At 68.1% G+C, this 16096-nt stretch carries 16 protein-coding genes; 4 read left to right on the top strand and 12 right to left on the bottom strand.

Annotated features, from left to right (window positions below):
* Positions 1-25 precede the first annotated feature (25 nt).
* Together OEJ36_RS09855 and OEJ36_RS09850 are read right to left on the bottom strand one after the other, a co-directional pair.
* The gene (locus tag OEJ36_RS09855) at positions 26-1522 is read right to left on the bottom strand and encodes an aldehyde dehydrogenase family protein (RefSeq protein WP_263401367.1); all 1497 of its coding nucleotides are present in this window, start codon (positions 1520-1522) and stop codon (positions 26-28) included.
* 704 nt (positions 1523-2226) lie between these two features.
* A complete protein-coding gene (locus tag OEJ36_RS09850; protein WP_263401366.1) occupies positions 2227-3555 on the bottom strand; it encodes an alginate export family protein in 1329 nt (442 codons plus the stop codon).
* A gap of 343 nt (positions 3556-3898) precedes the next feature.
* Here OEJ36_RS09850 and OEJ36_RS09845 point away from each other — a divergent pair, with 343 nt between their 5' ends.
* Positions 3899-5398: an APC family permease gene (locus OEJ36_RS09845; RefSeq protein ID WP_263401365.1), complete on the top strand. Its 1500-nt coding sequence runs from the start codon at positions 3899-3901 to the stop codon at positions 5396-5398.
* Positions 5379-5960, top strand: a complete 582-nt coding sequence (locus OEJ36_RS09840) for a DUF3156 family protein (RefSeq protein ID WP_263401364.1) — start codon at positions 5379-5381, stop codon at positions 5958-5960. Before OEJ36_RS09845 ends, OEJ36_RS09840 begins: the two co-directional genes overlap by 20 nt.
* A 6-nt stretch (positions 5961-5966) precedes the next feature.
* Here OEJ36_RS09840 and OEJ36_RS09835 read toward each other — a convergent pair whose 3' ends face one another.
* Positions 5967-6932, bottom strand: a complete 966-nt coding sequence (locus OEJ36_RS09835) for an ATPase (protein WP_263401363.1) — start codon at positions 6930-6932, stop codon at positions 5967-5969.
* A gap of 134 nt (positions 6933-7066) precedes the next feature.
* Between OEJ36_RS09835 and OEJ36_RS09830 the strand changes: the two genes are divergently transcribed.
* On the top strand, positions 7067-7240 hold the full coding sequence (locus tag OEJ36_RS09830; RefSeq protein WP_263401362.1) for a hypothetical protein: 174 nt from the start codon (positions 7067-7069) through the stop codon (positions 7238-7240).
* A gap of 53 nt (positions 7241-7293) precedes the next feature.
* Here the strand turns inward: OEJ36_RS09830 and OEJ36_RS09825 are convergent, their stop codons facing one another.
* Both OEJ36_RS09825 and OEJ36_RS09820 read right to left on the bottom strand, forming a co-directional pair.
* The gene (locus OEJ36_RS09825; RefSeq protein ID WP_184489912.1) at positions 7294-7620 is read right to left on the bottom strand and encodes a helix-turn-helix domain-containing protein; all 327 of its coding nucleotides are present in this window, start codon (positions 7618-7620) and stop codon (positions 7294-7296) included.
* The gene (locus OEJ36_RS09820; protein WP_263401361.1) at positions 7604-7858 is read right to left on the bottom strand and encodes a type II toxin-antitoxin system RelE family toxin; all 255 of its coding nucleotides are present in this window, start codon (positions 7856-7858) and stop codon (positions 7604-7606) included. Before OEJ36_RS09820 ends, OEJ36_RS09825 begins: the two co-directional genes overlap by 17 nt.
* 339 nt (positions 7859-8197) lie before the next feature.
* On the opposite strand from OEJ36_RS09820, the gene feaR reads away from it, so the two are divergent.
* Positions 8198-9151 (top strand): transcriptional regulator FeaR, encoded by a 954-nt coding sequence (feaR, locus tag OEJ36_RS09815; RefSeq protein ID WP_263401360.1) that lies wholly within the window; start codon positions 8198-8200, stop codon positions 9149-9151.
* A 20-nt stretch (positions 9152-9171) separates the two neighbouring features.
* Here feaR and OEJ36_RS09810 read toward each other — a convergent pair whose 3' ends face one another.
* The 7 genes from OEJ36_RS09810 to OEJ36_RS09780 all read right to left on the bottom strand — a co-directional run bounded on the left by OEJ36_RS09810 (position 9172) and on the right by OEJ36_RS09780 (position 15969).
* Positions 9172-10281, bottom strand: coding sequence for a class II histone deacetylase (locus OEJ36_RS09810; RefSeq protein ID WP_263401359.1), 1110 nt, complete (start codon positions 10279-10281; stop codon positions 9172-9174).
* Complete coding sequence (locus OEJ36_RS09805) at positions 10278-11477, bottom strand: MFS transporter (protein WP_411860986.1); 1200 nt, start codon at positions 11475-11477, stop codon at positions 10278-10280. Before OEJ36_RS09805 ends, OEJ36_RS09810 begins: the two co-directional genes overlap by 4 nt.
* The gene (locus OEJ36_RS09800) at positions 11467-12336 is read right to left on the bottom strand and encodes a transporter (protein ID WP_263401357.1); all 870 of its coding nucleotides are present in this window, start codon (positions 12334-12336) and stop codon (positions 11467-11469) included. Before OEJ36_RS09800 ends, OEJ36_RS09805 begins: the two co-directional genes overlap by 11 nt.
* Before the next feature lie 83 nt (positions 12337-12419).
* Entirely contained in the window at positions 12420-13403 is a 984-nt protein-coding gene (locus OEJ36_RS09795) for a response regulator transcription factor (protein ID WP_263401356.1), read from the bottom strand.
* A 187-nt stretch (positions 13404-13590) separates the two neighbouring features.
* Positions 13591-14364, bottom strand: coding sequence for an SDR family oxidoreductase (locus OEJ36_RS09790; protein ID WP_263401355.1), 774 nt, complete (start codon positions 14362-14364; stop codon positions 13591-13593).
* Positions 14361-15155: an SDR family NAD(P)-dependent oxidoreductase gene (locus tag OEJ36_RS09785; RefSeq protein ID WP_263401354.1), complete on the bottom strand. Its 795-nt coding sequence runs from the start codon at positions 15153-15155 to the stop codon at positions 14361-14363. Before OEJ36_RS09785 ends, OEJ36_RS09790 begins: the two co-directional genes overlap by 4 nt.
* Complete coding sequence (locus tag OEJ36_RS09780) at positions 15148-15969, bottom strand: molybdenum cofactor biosynthesis F family protein (protein WP_263401353.1); 822 nt, start codon at positions 15967-15969, stop codon at positions 15148-15150. The genes OEJ36_RS09785 and OEJ36_RS09780 overlap by 8 nt, the downstream gene beginning before the upstream one ends.
* Between the last annotated feature and the right edge of the window lie 127 nt (positions 15970-16096).

The raw sequence follows: 16096 nt of genomic DNA, 5'->3' as shown, positions 1-16096 counted from the left end.
GCGGGCCGGGCGATGGCGCGATGCATCAGTAGGTGATGCACACCGACTTCAGCTCGGTGAAGCCTTCGATGGCGGCCTTGCCGAACTCCCGGCCCATGCCGGACTGCTTGTAGCCGCCGAAGGGCAGGTTGGGGTCCACCGGGACGTGGTTGTTGACCCAGACGGTGCCGGCCTCGATGCGCGGGATCAGGTCCATCACCCGGCCCAGATCGTTGCTCCAGATACTCGCGGTGAGCCCGTAGCGGCTGTCGTTGAGCATGTCCACGGCCTGGTCGACATCGTTGAAGGGCAGCACCGAGAGCACCGGGCCGAAGATTTCCTCGCGCACCGAGGTCATCCCCTGGGTGACCTTGCCCAGTACCGTGGGCTGCACGAAGTAGCCGGGCAGGTCGGGCTGGCCGCCACCGGTGCAGAACTGCGCGCCTTCCTCGCGGGCGATGGCCAGGTAGCGCAGCACGCTGGCCTGCTGGCGGCGGGAGACCAGGGCGTTGACCTGGGCGTCCGGGTCCATGCCGGCGCCGACCTTCAGTTGTGCCACCTGGCTGGTCAGGGCTTCGACGAAGTCCTGGTAGCGGCTGGCGTGCACGTAGAGGCGCGAGGCGGCGGCGCAGACCTGGCCCTGGTTGAGCAGGCCACCGCCGATGGCACCGGCCACGGCCTGCTCGATATCGGCATCGGCGAGCACCAGCATGGGGTTCTTGCCGCCCAGCTCCAGGGTGAAGCGGGTCATGTTGTCCAGCGCCGCCCGGCCCACCTGCTTGCCCACGGCGGTGGAGCCGGTGAAGGACACCTTGTTCACCAGCGGGTGGGCCACCAGTGCGGCGCCGGCATCGGCACCGCCGACCAGCACGTTGAAGGCGCCCGCCGGGATGCCGGCCTGGATCGCCAGCTCGGCCAGGCGCAGGGCGGTGAGCGGGGTTTCGTCCGCCGGCTTGATGATGATGGTGCAGCCGCAGGCCAGGGCCGGCATCACCTTCCACAGGGCGATCATCATCGGGAAGTTCCACGGCACGATGCCGGCGATCACCCCGGCCGGCTCGCGGCGGGTGTAGGCGTTGAAGCGCGCCTGGGCCGGCACGGGGATGGACACGTCCAGCGTCTGCCCTTCGATCTTGGTGGCCCAGCCGGCCATGTAGCGCATGTAGTTGACCGAGGCGCCGACCTCCACCGCGCGGGCGAGGTGGATGGACTTGCCCTGGTTGAGGGTTTCCAGCTGCGCCAGTTCCTCGCCGTGGGCTTCCACCAGGTCGGCGAAGCGCAGCAGTACGCGCTCGCGCTCGGCGGGGGCCAGGCTGCTCCAGACGCCCGAACGGAAGGTGCGGTGGGCGGAGGCGACCACGGCATCCACCTGCGGCGCATCGGCCTGCAGGATGCGCGAGAGCGCCGCGCCGCTGGCGGGGTTGTGCACCTCGCGCTGGGTGCCTTGTGCGGGCTGGTGTTGTTGGCCGTCGATGAACGAGGCGTGGGTGCGGTCGACGAAGGCGTCGACGCTGGGAAGGGTGTTGATCAGGGCATTGGACACGATCGGCTCCTGGTTCGGGCAGCGGGAGGGTTCGCCCGCGTAGGGCGTGCCCCAGCTTAGGGTTGGACCTTGGCCAGGGCTTGACTCTGCCTGCCACGCGAACATGATCCAGCGTGCAGTGAGGCGGCCTGTCACGCAGGCGCAACGATCTGGCAGCAGCGGACAAGCCGTACGCAGGGGAAGGGCGGATAGTCATCCCGTCGCCCTTGCTGGGCGTCGGTTATTGATTGCTCCGTGCTCCACGCTTTACCGCCGCTCTGGTCATCGGCGGTTTTTTTTGCCTGCGATTTGACGGGAAGGCTTGGGTAGGATGGGTAGAGCTGTGCGAAACCCATGCTGCCGGGGCGGCCGATAATCACGGTGTGTGACGGGACCAGGAGTCGATGGGTTTCGCTTCGCTCTACGCCATCCTACGGGCGTGCGAGAGCGTGGGGTGCGGGGGTGGAAAAGGAAGGGCGGCCTGGCGATCCGTGCCGGGTCCGGCCCTTCAAAGCGGATGGGTCAGTTCGTAGGATGGGTAGAGCTGTGCGAAACCCATGCTGCCGGGGCGGCCGATAATCACGGTGTGTGACGGGACCAGGAGTCGATGGGTTTCGCTTCGCTCTACGCCATCCTACGGGCGTGCGAGAGCGTGGGGTGCGGGGGTGGAAAAGGAAGGGCGGCCTGGCGATCCGTGCCGGGTCCGGCCCTTCAAAGCGGATGGATCAGAAGGCCACGGCCATGGTCACCTGGCTGTAGACGTTGGTGCCGTCGCCGCCCACCTGGTTGCCGCCGTTGCTGGCGTCGCGGTCGGGCTGGTAGAGGCCCACCAGCGGGCTGACCAGCAGGTGCTCGGTCACCGCCCATTCCAGGTAGATGTCCAGCTCGCGGGCGTCGAGGTTGAGGGCGTCGCGGCGCTGCAGGGTGTTGAAGTCGAAGTAGAGGACGCCGAGGGTCAGGTTCTCCAGCGGCTTGGCCTTGAGGCCGACATGGTGGATGCCGGTGTTGCTGTTGAAGGGGCCGGCGTAGTTGGAGGCCACCTCGCCCTGGAACCAGGTGCCGTAGCCGCTGGCGAAGCCGTTGAAGAGGCTGTCCCAGCCTTGGGAGTAGCGGCTGTAGCGGTAAGTCAGCTTGGGCGCCCAGGCGATGTCGGCGAAGGTGTAGCCGCTTTCCAGGTACCAGGCGCGCTCGTTGCCGGCGTCCTTGTCCTGCACCGCGTATTCGAAGCCGAAGCTGGCGTTCTCGATGCCGGCGTCGCCTTCGCCGCGCAGGCTGTAGATGTCCATGCCGTCGCGCTGCTGCTGGAAGTCGCTGGCCCATTCATCGGTGACGTCGAGGCCGTGGATCCAGGTCAGCCCCAGGGTGCCGGGGGCGGCGGTGTATTCCAGGGTGCCGGCGGCCAGCTCGGTCTCGGCCTGGGCGCGGTTGTCGGACTTCAGCCAGAAGGCGCTGCCGTGCAGGCCATCCTTGCCGCCCAGGCGCAGCACGGCGGTGCGGTCGAAGGCGTGGCGGGCGGCGTTGTAGTAGGCGCCGCCACGGTTGAGGTGGCCGTCCGCCGGGCCGTTGCCGAGGTTGGGGCCGTCGTCGTTGATGAGGAAACCGGTGCCGATCTTCAGCACCTGGCGGCCGAAGGACACATCGACGCCGTCGTCGCCCAGGGCCGGGAACAGGTTGGCGGAGCGCCAGCCCAGGTAGGCCTCCTCGATCTTGGTGGTGCGCTCGTTGCCCAGGGTGTTGCCGCCCGGGTCGCCATCGCGCCAGGTGGCGGAGCTGACCCAGTTCAGCGCGCCATAGGCGGTGCCGTTGCCGGCCAGGCCCTGGTCGCCGCTGAGTCCGTACTTGACGAAGCCTTCGGTCCAGGTGGAGCCGCCGGTGGTGCCGTCGTAGTTCTTGCGGCTGTTCATCCAGCCATAGACGGCAAGGAAGTCGGCGTTCAGGTGGCTGTCGTCATCGGCGTAGAGCTCGTAGGCGCCGGCGGTCGGGGTGGCGGCCAGCAGCGCGGTGCCCAGGGCGACGGCGCTGGCCAGCGGCTGCAAGCGGAGCGTTTTCCTCATGGTTCTCTCCCTCGTATTCTTCTGTGTTGTACGTCCGGGGCAGGGCCCCGTGAGTTGGCATGCCGCCGGGGGAGCGCGGAGGCGCCCGGCGCGGCGACGGCTATTAACGAGGGCGTGGTGGGGGCGAGTCTTGTTCGAGGCTGCCAGCCGGCTTGCCCGGGGTGGCCAGGGCTGGAGGCAGCGGCGCGCGGGGATGTCAGGCTGCAACAAGAGCAGCGGCAGGCAGGGGCAAGACGCCTGGGGAGGGCGGGCGCACAGTGGTGGGGAACCTGCGGCTACGACCGCACCGGCCAACCCGGCCGGATAACGATAAACAAGAACAATGCATTCGAGGGCCCTGACGATGTCGATCAACGCCAAGCTCACCGCACACCTGAATCGAGGCTCGGTGGGGTTCCCCACCGCGCTGGCCAGCACCATCGGCCTGATCATGGCCAGCCCGGTGATCCTTACCGCCACCATGGGCTTCGGCATCGGCGGCAGCGCCTTCGCCGTGGCCATGCTGATCGCCATGGTGATGATGCTGGCGCAGTCCACCACCTTCGCCGAGGCGGCGTCGATCCTGCCCACCACGGGCTCGGTCTACGACTACATCGCCTGTGGCATGGGGCGCTTCTTCGCCATCACCGGCACCATCGCCGCCTACCTGATCGTGCATGTGTTCGCCGGCACGGCGGAAACGATCCTGGCCGGGGTCATGGCCCTGGTTAACTTCGAGCACCTCAACACCCTGGCCGAGTCGGCCGGCGGTTCCTGGCTGCTGGGGGTGGGCTTCGTCATCGTCTTCGGCATCCTCAACGGCTTCGGCGTCAGCGTGTTCGGCAAGGCCGAGGTGATCCTCACCTTCGGCATGTGGACGACGCTGATGGTGTTCGGCGTGGCCGGCCTGATCGCCGCGCCCGCCGTGCAACTGGACGGCTGGTTCGGCACCTCGATGGTGGGCACCGACATGGTGACCATCCTGTCCCTGGTGGGCATGGCGATGTTCATGTTCGTCGGTTGCGAGTTCGTCACACCCCTGGCGCCGGACCTGCGCAACTCCGCGCGGACCATGCCCCGCGCCATGGCGCTCGGGCTGTTCGGCGTGGCGTCCTGCATGTTCATCTACGGCGCGGCGATGAAGCGCCAGGTGGAGAACGTGCTGCTCGACGAGGCCACCGGTGTGCACCTGCTGGATACGCCCATGGCCATCCCGCAGTTCGCCCAGCAGGTGATGGGCGATATCGGCCCGATCTGGCTCGGCATCGGCTTCCTCTTCGCCGGCGCCGCCACCATCAACACCCTGATGGCCGGCGTGCCGCGCATCATGTACGGCATGGCAGTGGACGGCGCGCTGCCGAAGGTCTTCGCCTACTTGCACCCGCGCTACAAGACGCCGCTGCTGTGCATCGCCGTGGCGGTGCTGATCCCCTGCCTGCACGCCGCCTGGCTGGGTGGCAACACCGACAACATCTTCCACCTGGTGCTGGCCGCCGTCTGCGCCTGGAGCACCGCCTACCTGCTGGTGACGATCTCGGTGGTGATCCTGCGCATCCGCCGCCCGGACCTGCCGCGTGCCTACAAGTCGCCGTTCTTCCCGCTGCCGCAGATCATCTCCAGCGCCGGCATCCTGCTGGGCATGTGGTTCATCACCCCGCCGGGCATGAACCCCAAGGACATCTACGGCCCCTTCGCCGTGATGCTCGGCCTGACCGCCGCCTACGCGCTGTTCTGGACGGTGGTGGTGCAGAAGGTCAACCCGTTCCGTCCGGTGCCGGTGGAAGAGGTACTGGAAAAGGAATTCGCCAATGAGCCGGGCATCCACCCCAGCGAGAGTTACGGCCATGCTTCCCGCACTGCGTGAGTTCTTCGGCAACACCCGCGCACCCTCCGGCTACCGGCCGGGGGCGACCCTGGCCCTGGTGCGGCGCAACCTCGGCGGCCTCGGTTTCGAGGCGCTGGAACCAGGCCAGGGGCGCTTTACCCTGGACGACGGCCTGCAGGTTGAGGCCCGCGAGCGCACCCAGTCGGAACTGCTGATGCACTTGGTGCTCACCGAGTTCAGCCTGCAGGTGCCGTCCTGCGGGCAGGGTGTGGCGAAGCTGGAGCTGCGCCACACCGGCGCCATCCGCCGCCAGGGCCTGGCATGCACCCGGCGCGCCGGGGAGGCGGCCGAGCTGGCTGGCGTGATCGCCGCGCTGGAGAGTGACCCGGCCTTGCGGGCCGCGCTGATGCCCCTGGACTTCAAGCGCCTGCACATCGAGCGCGAGGACGGCCACTGGCGGGTGCTGCTGGAACACATGGGCGCCAGCGAGGTGGTCAACCGCATGCCGGCGTTCCGTCGCTACATCCGCCTCGACGACGCGCAGCAGGCCCACCTGCTGGGCGCGCTGCCGGCACTGGCCCGGGTGCTGGCGGGCTTTTGAGCGGCTTCAGGCCTCCGTCGCGGGGGCCTTCTTGATTCCCGGGATCAGCACCAGCTGGCGCAGGTCGGCGACCTTGAGGTCCAGGCTCTTGCCACTGGGGGACAGCGCCAGCTCACCCATGGCGAAGACCCGGAAGTAGTCGACCTCTTCCCTCAGCAAGCCATCCAGGTAGCCCTTGAAGCGGTAGGCGTCCATCTGCTCCTTGGAGATGTAGAGGAAAACCGGCTTGTTATCGATGCGGTCGTAGAACTTCAGCTTGAAGCCGCTGCCGTAGCGGTCCACCAGCAGCGCGCCACCCTGCAGCACCCGGTTGGCGTTGCCCAGCTTGGCGTACTTGATCGCCTTGAAGTACGCGCCCAGGGGCATCTCGCCTTCGCCCACCACGCGCAGGCGCATGGCCTTGAACTCGTCGTCGCCAAGCTCCAGCCGCGCTTGCCGGTAGCACTCCACCAGGCGCTCCAGGCTGCTGGTGCGCTGGTTGACCGATTTCTTCTCGTTGCGCGGGGCCGGGGCTTCCTCGGGGGTGCCGGCAGGCTTGCGCGCGGGGGCGGTTGGCGTGTCGGGCTTGTCGGCGTTGGGCCTGGCCCGTTCGACCGGGGGCTCGAACACATCGATGTAGTCATGCAGCTTGCGCCGGGCGTGGCGCTGCCGGGCTTCGGCCTCGCTCTCGCCGGGCAGCTTGCCGTCGGCGTCCTCGTCCTCCTCGTCGGCCATCCATTCGCAGTCGGACGCGTGACTGGAGTGCGGGTTCTCGCGGAAGTGCGCGGCCTTGTAGGTCTCGTTCGGCTGCTTGTCGTAGTTCGCCGCAGTGACCTTGGTGCCCAGCGCGCGGCAGGCCTCGCTGGAGCAGAGGAAGTCGAAACGGCTGCGCGGCTCGGGCAGGGAGAAGAACGCCCGGCGCGCTTCGGCGATGGACAGCACCTCGTCCAGCTGGACGCAGTAGGCACGGGTGATCGGGGCTTTGGTGGGCATCCGGGGCGGTTCCCTGGCTGGGGGCATGAGGCGGGATTATGCAGGCTGGCGCGACGGCGGCAAACGGGGGCTTGGAGTGGGTAGCGGGCGGGTGTTAGGTTCTTGGCATGTCGGCATTCAACAAGGAGTGAGTCATGGCATCGCACAAACTGAAAGGGCCCCGGGCCGCCGGCTTCAAGCCGGGCATGGGCACCCCCCACCCGAAGAAGACCCGGGGCGCCCGCAAGGAACGCTCGGGCACCCAGGCCCTGGTGATCGCCGGCGGCATCGTATTGCTGGTCATCGTGCTGGCGGTACTGGCCCGCTGAGGTAGGACGAGATCACCAGAGAAGCCCCGGCCAGAGTGCCGGGGCTTTTCGTTTCAGAGGTCCAGCAGCTGCGGCGCGATGCCGAGGGCGCCGGCGACCTTCTCGCGGGTCGCCTTGCGTGGTTTGGCGGCCTGTTCCTGCTGGGCATAGGCCGGCTGGCTGATACCGATGCGCGCGGCCACTTCCGCCTGGGAAAGCCCCAGGTGTCGGCGCCAGGCTGCGATGGGGGTGAGGCCATCCTTGACCATATGGCCGACGACTTCGTTGGGGACCAGGCCGTCCTGGCCTTGCTGGGCGATGTAGTCGGCATAGGGGATGACGACGAAGGCGGGTTTGCCGTTCGCGTCATTGATGATCTGCACGTTAGTAGGTGTGCTCATCACGCTTCTTCACCTCTTCAATACTCACGATCTGGATGGCGCCGTCCCAATCGAAAATGACTCGGTAACTGCCGACTCGAAGCCGGTAGCCGAACTGATGGTGGACGAGGGCTTTGACATTTTGTACATCCGGCATGGAAGCCAGCGCCTGGACGGCGTCGTAGATTCTTTTCTGGTCGATGCTGGCGGTTCGTCTGAGTTGCTTGATGGCCTTCCGTGTCCAGCGAATCTCATTCATACCTCTGTCACTTTTCGATAAGTAATATAAGTATTTTAGTGATGTTGGTAAATCGGCTGGCCGAGTCGCGTGTCAGGTGATTCCGAAGGGCGGTGATGCTTTGTTTCCTGGTTGAGGGCGCCCAGGGTCATGCACATCTTCACGCCCGGGGCAGAGATGGTGCACATGGCCACCCCCCGCGCTTGAGCCGGGCATGTTGCCCATTGGCGAGGAGCGGGCGTCGTACTGTCCCGCTGGCACCGAAACTGCATCTTCAGACGGCATCGAGTCCTTGTTGCGCTCGCATAGATAACATGTTAACAATCTCGCAACAAAAACAAGATAACTCCGGAGGTTCGTATGCGTGCTCAAGAAGCCCGTGGCGGTCTGGAAGACTGGCAAAAGTCGCTGCAGAACATCTGCGGCAGGTTCGAAACCCAACTGGCTACCAGCCGTTCGCTGTTCATCGGCGAGATCTCCGCGCAATGCCATTCCGGCCTCACCATGGCGCACCTGCGCACCAATGCCGGGCTTATTTCCCGCTCCTCCCTCAAGGCCGATCGCGATGACGACCGCCATTGCTTCCTGATCAGCCAGCGCAGCGGCTTTTCCCGGGTGGCGCAGGGCGGCGTGAGCATCGACCTGGCGCCGGGCGAGCTGCTGCTGATGGATTCGGTGGGCGCCTGCGAGATCACCCCCTTCGGCCTGATCGACCACGCCTCTCTGCACCTGCCGCGCGAGGCGGTGGAGCGCGCGTTCAAGTCCAAGCAGGCCAAGTTCGGCAAGATTTCCTCGACCCGTGCCAGCGGCAAGATGTTGCACCTGCTGATGGACCAGCTGTGCCGCGAGCAGGCGGGTTCGGACGATGACGAGATCGAGGCCCTGGAGAACGCCTTCATCTCCCTGCTGGAGCCGGCGCTGGGCCAGGACCGCGTGGAGGCCGGCAGCTGCGATTCCCTGCAAGGCGCCAACCTGCGCAGCTATGTGCAGAAGATCATCGACGAGTCGCTGTCCCAGCCCAACCTCACGCCGCTGGCCCTGGCCAACCGCCTGGATATCTCGGTCCGCCACCTGTACCGGCTTTTCGAGGAGCAGGGCGACAGCGTCTGCCGCTATATCCAGCGCTCGCGCCTGCAGCGCAGTGCGGACGACCTGGCCAACCCCATACTCAGGGGCGAGTCCATCACCTCGATCGCCTACAAGTGGGGCTTTACCGATTCGGCGCATTTCAGCCGGTCGTTCAAGAAGCACTTCGAGCGCTCGCCCAAGGACTTCCGGGCCGGCGCGTTGATGGAAGCCGCCGCCGGTTTCTGACGGCAGCTCCACTCACCTTTCTAGCCCAGCTGCGTGGCCAGGTGCTCCACCTGGTCATGCAGGAAACCGGCGAAGGCCTCGCCGGGCTGCTGCAGCTGGATGAAGGCCAGCATCGGGTCTTCCACGGCGGTACGCATCCCCGACAGCTCCTCCATCACCGCGAGCCCGCAGAAGGGCACGTAGGCTTCCGCGTAGCCACCTTCGTGCACAAGCACCAGGCGCCCGCCGCACAACCCCTCCGCCGCTTCACGCAGCAGCGCCGTCATCCCGCGGAATGAGTCGCTGTGCAGCAGCATGCGCGCCAGCGGGTCCACGGCGTTGGCGTCGTAGCCGCAGGCGACCACGATCAGCTCCGGGCGGAAGCGCTCCAGCGCCGGCAATACGATGCGGCGCATGGCCTGCAGGTAGGCGTCGTGGCCGCTGCCAGCCGGCAGGGGGATGTTGATGTTGCTGCCCAGGCCGGCGCCGCGCCCACGATCCTCCAGGCCGCTGTAGCCCGGCGGGTAGCAGTTCTCCTGGTGCAGGGAAACGGTCAGCACCTCGCCGTCTTCCTCGTAGATCGACTGGGTGCCGTTGCCGTGGTGCACGTCCCAGTCGATCACCGCCACCCGTCGCAGGCCGTGGCGGGCCCGGGCCGCCTCGATGGCGATGGCGATGTTGGCGAGGAAGCAGAAGCCCATGGCCTGGTCGGCGAGGCAGTGGTGGCCCGGCGGGCGCGACAGCGAGTAGGCGTTGTTCGCCTCACCACGCATGACGCAATCGACCGCTGCGATGGCCAGGCCGGCGGAGAGCTTGGCGATCTCGTAGCTGCCCGGGCCGATGGGGGCCTCGCTGCCCAGCTCGCCGCCACCGGCGTCGCTCAGGGCCTTGAAGCGTTGCAGGTAGTGGGCCGGGTGGACCCGCAGCAGGTCTTCGTCCGTGGCCGGCTCCGCACTGCGTTGTAGCAACTGGCGGGACAGGCCGGAGACATCCAGCAGGCTTTTCAGCCGGCGCTTGGTTTCGGGGGATTCGGCGAAGCCGGTGGCGGCCGGCGGTTGCACCCAGCCGCCCACGGGCAGGGTCAGGGCGTGCATGCCGGCGCTGTGCCAGAAGCAGAGTTCATCGGAGAAGAAGGCGGTACGGCGGCTCATGGATTGGCTCCGGTGTTGTCGAGGGAAGGGGTCGGCGCGCCGCTTTGCAGGCGGGCGAGGCTGAGTGCGGCGAAGGACAGCAGCAGGCAGGTGGCACTGAGCAGCAGGACGCCGCGCATGCCGACGCTGCTTTCCAGCAGCGGGCCGGCGATGGCGGGGCCGAGGGCGAGGCCACCGCCGATCAGCAGGTTGGTGGTGTTCATCAACCTGCCGTCGCGGTCCAGGTCGGCCAGGCAGGCGAGGATGAAGGGCAGGGCGAAGGTCCAGGTGTACTTGAACACCAGGGCTGCCGTGGCGAAGCGCGCAACGCCCGGTTGGTCGAGCAGGAGCAGCACCGCGCCGGTCATCAGGGCGTAGCCGAGCAGCAGCATCGCCCCGCGCGGCCAGCGCTTGCCGATCAGCGCGGCGCAGGCCGAACCGGCGATGCCCAGCAGGGTGGCGACGGCGAGGATGCGCCCGCTGCTGGCCGGGTCGATGGCCGCGGCGCCGGCGATGCTGCCGATGAAGGTCCACACGCCGCTGAGGCCGACGTAGAAGGCCAGTACGGCGAACAGTGCCAGCAACGCACGCCAGCCGATGCCACCGGATGCCCGCTCAAGCGTGCGGGTGGCCGGGGTGACGCCCTGGAAGCTGCCCGCCAACGGCAGGCACAGCAGCATCAGCAGGGCCAGGCCTAGGTACAGCGCCTGCAGGCCGAATCGCTCGAACAGCGGCGGCAGCAGACACAGGCCGATGGCACCGAGCACCAACTGGCCCATGACCCAGAGTCCGTACACGCGGTCGCGGTCCTGGCTCTGCGCTGCACTGGCGATGCACAGCACCATCAGCGTGCCGCCGGCCAGGGCGCTGACCACGCGCAGGGCCATCAGCGGGTGGAAGGCGCTCGCCCAGGCCGAGGCGAGGTTGGCGACGATGAATAGCAGGGCCGCGCCGCGCGCCACTAGCCGCCAGTCCAGGCGTGGCTGCCAGAGGTAGGCGGGCAGGGTGGCCAGGCTCATGGCGGCCAGCTCGGCGGAGAACAGCTGGCCGATCTGCGCCGGGCCGAGGCCGAGCTGGAGGGCGTACTGGGTGGCGATGGCCGGCGCGGCCATCAGCACGCAGGGGACGATGGCGGCGAACAGCACGATGGCCAGCAAGCGGGTGCGGGGCAGCCCCGCGGAAACGGCGGTGGTCATGGCATAGCCCTCAGAAGACATGGACGAAGCGCAGCAGCAGGTTGTTCTGCTCGAAGGCGTTCTCGGTGGCGACGTTGCGCGTCAAGCCCAGCAGTACCTGGTTGCGCCGGTCCAGCCAGTGGCCCACTTCGAAGCCGAGCTGGGTGTAGCGCTGGTGGGTGTCGTCGAGGGTGCGGCCGTTGAATTCCAGTTCGCCGCCGTCGGCGTGGATCAGGCGCAGGGCGCCATAGGTGCTGGGGGTGAAGTCGTAGGAGGCGAAGGCCTGCAGGCGGTAGAGCGGCTTCTGCTCCAGGTCCTGGCCGAAGTAGTCATCGTTCTTGCCATAGACCTGGGCTTCGAGGTTGGCCTCCAGGATCCAGTTCTCGCCGACGCCCTGGGTGTAGTTGTAGTTGAGGTGCAGGGCCCAGCGGTTGGCACCGGGGGAGGCGTCCGGGTTGCGCCCGTGGTATTCGCCCACCGGCACCGTGAGCATGGTCAGCAGGCCGCTATAGGTGCGCGATTGCGGGTCGTTGATGAAGAACAGCGTGCCGCCCACCTGAGGGTCGCCCAGGCCGCGTTCGCTGCTGCGGCTGGCGGCACCCGGCGCGCGGATGTCGACGTCCACGTAGGGGACGATGAACTGCGGGGTGCACAGGGTGCCGCAGATGTCGGTGAAGATCAGCTGGCGCCAGGCGAAGGCGTTGACCGCGAGGTCGGCCTTGCCGGTGCTGTGGCCCGCGCCGTGGTAGTCGTTGGCGCGGGTCAGCGGCAGGTAGCCGACACCGAGCACGGTGCCCACCGGCGCCGAGACGAAGTCGCGGGCATTGAGGTCGGCGGCCTGGACGCTGGTGGCGGCGAGGGCGGCGGCGAGGGCAAGCGGAAGCGTGTAGCGGCTGTGCATGTGCAGGGTTCCTCTGGCGGGTAGGTGCAGGCAAAGGCTCCCCGTCCCGCCGTCTTCGGGGCAGGTGGAGGGAGCAGCTGGGTTTAGTTCGAGGTGTGGTGCAGCAGGTGGGCGATGCCCGCCTTGCCGTTGATGCCGAGCTTGTCGTAGATGCTGCGGATGTGATGGCGCACGGTGTTCGGCGCCAGGCCCAGGTCGCGGGCGATTTCCTTGTAGGTGCTGCCGCCGCCGAAGCGTTCGGCGACGTCGGTTTCCCGGGCGCTCAGTTGCGCCAGGGCGGGGCGCAGGCGGGCGCTGAGCAGGAGCAGGTCGCCGACTTCGGTGGCGTCCAGCTGCAGGTGCTGGCCCCGGTAGCCGGCGGCGTCCACCGCCTCTGGCAGGCGCGGGCCGCTCCAGCGTGGCCACTCCAGCAGCAGGCGTTCGACGAAGCCGTGCTCGGCATAGTGCAGGGTGCGCTGGCGGTCGCACACGGCCAGCGCCAGGGTGTTGGGCCCGTCCAGGGTTTCACGCAGGGCCACCAGGGCACGGATCTGGTTGGCGCCCTCGGCGGCCACCAGGTGCGGCATCACCTGGTCGAGGAGGAAGCGCTCCTCCTCGCCGAAGCGCGGCGCGCCCGGGCGGCGGTAGAGCGTCAGGTGCACGCTGAGCTGGGTTTGCGGGTCGATGTGGATCACGCAGAGGAATTCACCGAAGCCGTGCTTGCGCCCCAGCCAGCGCAGCCCGGCGGGGGTGTCTTCGGCCTGGCTGTCGACGATCACCGAGCGCCCGGGTTGCGACTGCACCAGGCCGATGGTGATGTCCTGCTCACGGATCGACTGCCAGTCCTCCACGTAGCTGGCGGGCAGGTCGAACACCTGGGAGCTGTGCTCCTCCGGCAGGTCGGCGACCATCGCCGCGTGCCCCCACCAGGCCTTGTCGAAGGCCAGCAGCGCCTGCAGGCGTTGCAGGGCGTGGCGATGGAAACGGGCGAGGGGTTGTTCCTGGGCCAGTCGTTGCAGCTCCAGCACGCAGGCGTTGAAGGCGGCGAAACGGCGGGAGGTGATGAGGTGTTCGTCGATCTGGCTCATGGGAGGTACCTGTCTGCGACTTTGTTGTTTTTGTCGGAGCCGGCGAGCGGCTCTCAGTCATCAGTGGGTGGCCGGTGTCTGTACGACGAGGCAGGGCCTGGAACGAGTATCGCCAAGGGTGGCGGGGGTCACCATCCTACAGATGCAGGATAGGCCGGCGACCCCCGCCGGCCCTGGCCTTCGGCATTCAGCCGCCGGTGGCCGCGAGGGTCTCCGGGAGCGTTGCGCCGCCGTCCACCACCAGGGTCTGCCCGGTGATGTAGGAGGCCTGGTCCGAGGCGAGGAACAGCATGGCGGCGGCGATGTCACCAGGCTCCCCCAGGCGCCCCAGGGGCACGCCCCGGGCGATGGCGGCGGCATGCTCCCCGTCGCCCAGGTTGCCCATGGCGGGGGTGCGGATCATCCCCGGTTCCACCCCGTTGACGCGCACGCCCTCGGCGGCCAGCTCCAGTGCCGCATTGCGGATGAAACCGTTCACCCCGGCCTTGGACGCCGCGTAGTGGGTGAGCCCCGGGTAGGCCACCCGTGGCCCGGTCACCGAGGAGGTGACCAGCACGCAGCCGCGCCCCTGCTGGCGGAACAGCGGCAGGGCGCCCTGGGTGAGCCAGAACAGCGCGCCGAGGTTTACCGCCAGGGTGCGTTCGAGCAGCTCCGGGCCGATCTCCTGCAGCGGCCTCAAGGGGAAGTAACCGGCGTTGTGCACCAGCACATCGAGCCGAGGCAGGCCGCCGAGCAGCTGCAGGATGGCGTCGCGGTCCGCCAGGTCGATGGCTGCCGCATGCACCTCGCGGCCGGCGTCGCGCAATGACTGCGCCAAGGTTTCGGCCGGGGCCTGCTGCAGGTCGGCGATCAGCACCCGCGCCCCGCAGGCGGCGAAGCCTTCGACGATGGCCCGGCCAATGCCCTGAGCGCCGCCGGTGACCAGCACGCTGCGGCCGGCGAAATCGAAGGCGGGGCTCATGACGCACCGCCAAGCCGCGCATAGGCGAGGGTGGGCACGTCGACGATGCTGGAGCCGCCGTCGGCCACCAGGGTGGCGCCGGTGAGGATGGAGGCCTCGTCGCTGATCAGGAAGCGGCACAGCGCGGCGATCTCCTCCGCCTGGGCCGGGCGGCGCAGGGGTACCTCGGCGGTGACCCGCGCGTAGGCGGCGTCGAGGCTCTCGCCGTGGTGCTGCATCAGCGGCTGCATTTCCTCGTCGGCCATGGGCGTGCGCACCCAGCCGGGGCATACGCAGTTGACCCGCACGCCCTGGGGCCCGTAGTCCCGCGCCAGCGAACGGGTGAGGCCCAGCAGCGCATGCTTGGCGGTGGTGTAGCCGCACACCTCCGGGCCCGCCGCCAGGGAGGCGATGGAGCCCAGCAGGACGATGCTGCCGCGCCGCTCCAGCAGCGACGGCAGGCAGGCGCGGGCGCTGTGGAAGGCGGTGTCGAGGTTGCCGCGCATGGCCGCCTGCCAGGCGTCGTCGCTGGTGTCTGTGGCACTGCCCAGGCCGTGGCCTCCGGCACAGGCGAGCAGGGCGTCGATACCGCCGAAGCGCGCGTGGATGGCGGCGACGAAGCCGGCCCAGTCGGCGCTGCTGGCGGCATCGCCCACCAGCACCAGGCCGCCGCACTCGGCGGCGACCCGTTGCAGGGGCTCGGCGCGGCGGCCGATCAGCACCAGGTTGGCGCCTTCGCGCCCCAGGCGCCGGGCGCAGGCTTCACCGATGCCGGTGCCGGCCCCGGTGATCACCACCGTGCGCTTATGCATTGCCATACACCGTGCGGTTGAGCACGTCGCAATGGGAGGACACGGGGAAGTTGGAGAGGGCGCCGAAGTCGCCGTCGGCGTAGCCGAAGATCTTGCCGTCGCTGCGGTGGGCCTTGAGGTCGATCATCACCACGCCGAGGGTGGGCACGATCTTCTCGCGCCAGACGAACAGGTACAGCTCGTCGGCGATCTTGAGGTAGTGGCAACGGTCGGTGTCGCACAGGCCCTTCTCGACGCCCGCCAGGCACTGCCAGCTGTAGTAGTTCTCGTTGAGGTAGACGTGCTCGTAGACCTCGGTGGGGCTGTAGCGGTAGCGGTTGCGCAGGCCCACCAGCTCGGTGGTCGGCGCGTGGGGGCAGGCACCCGGCTGGAAGGGGCGGTCAAGGGTGCCGTGGAAGAACTGCACCTCGACGCCGGTCAGGCTCTTGCCGGCCAGGGCGCGGCCGTACAGGCCCTCACGGGTGGCAGCAGCATCGGGCAGGCGGCCCAGCACCGCGCTGAAGGCGCTGGCGGCGGTGTCCAGCACCAGGGTCACCGACCACAGCTGGCCGTGTTCTTCCTTGATGAAGTCCACCAGGTAGATGCCTGGGCGCACCGAGGTGGCGCGGTAGGGCGAACGACCGCTGGAGGACCCGTCGGCCAGCGCCCAGTCCAGGTGCCCATCGGCGAACACGTGGGCGATGCTCCAGCCGTTGTCGAACTGCAGGTCGAAGCGCTTGCCGTCGAGATCAGCCAGGTTGGGCAGGATGAAGGCCTCCGGGGCAAAACCCTCGGCCAGGGCGCCTACGGTGATCCAGTCGGATTGGGTGGTCATGGAGCGGTCCTCGTTCTTGTTGATGAGGACTCAATGGTCGCCAGATGGGGCGGTTGGGGGTATCAACCGGAAGGTGGAGCAGCGACAAGTCGCAGCAGCGGCAAGCTTCAAGCTGCAAGCCGCAAGA

This window comes from Pseudomonas sp. PDM13 (assembly GCF_025685765.1).
GTDB lineage: Bacteria > Pseudomonadota > Gammaproteobacteria > Pseudomonadales > Pseudomonadaceae > Metapseudomonas > Metapseudomonas solani.
This window is presented reverse-complemented; position numbering and strand designations above follow the sequence as displayed.

Excerpts from the sequence above, each read along its gene's own strand:
- OEJ36_RS09825 (WP_184489912.1), bottom strand. The coding sequence starts at position 7,620 with ATGAGCACACCTACTAACGTGCAGATCATCAATGACGCGAACGGCAAA.
- OEJ36_RS09795 (WP_263401356.1), bottom strand. The coding sequence starts at position 13,403 with ATGAGCCAGATCGACGAACACCTCATCACCTCCCGCCGTTTCGCCGCC.
- OEJ36_RS09785 (WP_263401354.1), bottom strand. The coding sequence starts at position 15,155 with ATGCATAAGCGCACGGTGGTGATCACCGGGGCCGGCACCGGCATCGGT.
- OEJ36_RS09810 (WP_263401359.1), bottom strand. The coding sequence starts at position 10,281 with ATGAGCCGCCGTACCGCCTTCTTCTCCGATGAACTCTGCTTCTGGCAC.
- OEJ36_RS09790 (WP_263401355.1), bottom strand. The coding sequence starts at position 14,364 with ATGAGCCCCGCCTTCGATTTCGCCGGCCGCAGCGTGCTGGTCACCGGC.
- OEJ36_RS09840 (WP_263401364.1), top strand. The coding sequence starts at position 5,379 with ATGCTTCCCGCACTGCGTGAGTTCTTCGGCAACACCCGCGCACCCTCC.
- OEJ36_RS09805 (WP_411860986.1), bottom strand. The coding sequence starts at position 11,477 with ATGTCTTCTGAGGGCTATGCCATGACCACCGCCGTTTCCGCGGGGCTG.
- OEJ36_RS09780 (WP_263401353.1), bottom strand. The coding sequence starts at position 15,969 with ATGACCACCCAATCCGACTGGATCACCGTAGGCGCCCTGGCCGAGGGT.
- OEJ36_RS09830 (WP_263401362.1), top strand. The coding sequence starts at position 7,067 with ATGGCATCGCACAAACTGAAAGGGCCCCGGGCCGCCGGCTTCAAGCCG.
- OEJ36_RS09835 (WP_263401363.1), bottom strand. The coding sequence starts at position 6,932 with ATGCCCACCAAAGCCCCGATCACCCGTGCCTACTGCGTCCAGCTGGAC.
- OEJ36_RS09850 (WP_263401366.1), bottom strand. The coding sequence starts at position 3,555 with ATGAGGAAAACGCTCCGCTTGCAGCCGCTGGCCAGCGCCGTCGCCCTG.
- feaR (WP_263401360.1), top strand. The coding sequence starts at position 8,198 with ATGCGTGCTCAAGAAGCCCGTGGCGGTCTGGAAGACTGGCAAAAGTCG.
- OEJ36_RS09845 (WP_263401365.1), top strand. The coding sequence starts at position 3,899 with ATGTCGATCAACGCCAAGCTCACCGCACACCTGAATCGAGGCTCGGTG.
- OEJ36_RS09820 (WP_263401361.1), bottom strand. The coding sequence starts at position 7,858 with ATGAATGAGATTCGCTGGACACGGAAGGCCATCAAGCAACTCAGACGA.
- OEJ36_RS09800 (WP_263401357.1), bottom strand. The coding sequence starts at position 12,336 with ATGCACAGCCGCTACACGCTTCCGCTTGCCCTCGCCGCCGCCCTCGCC.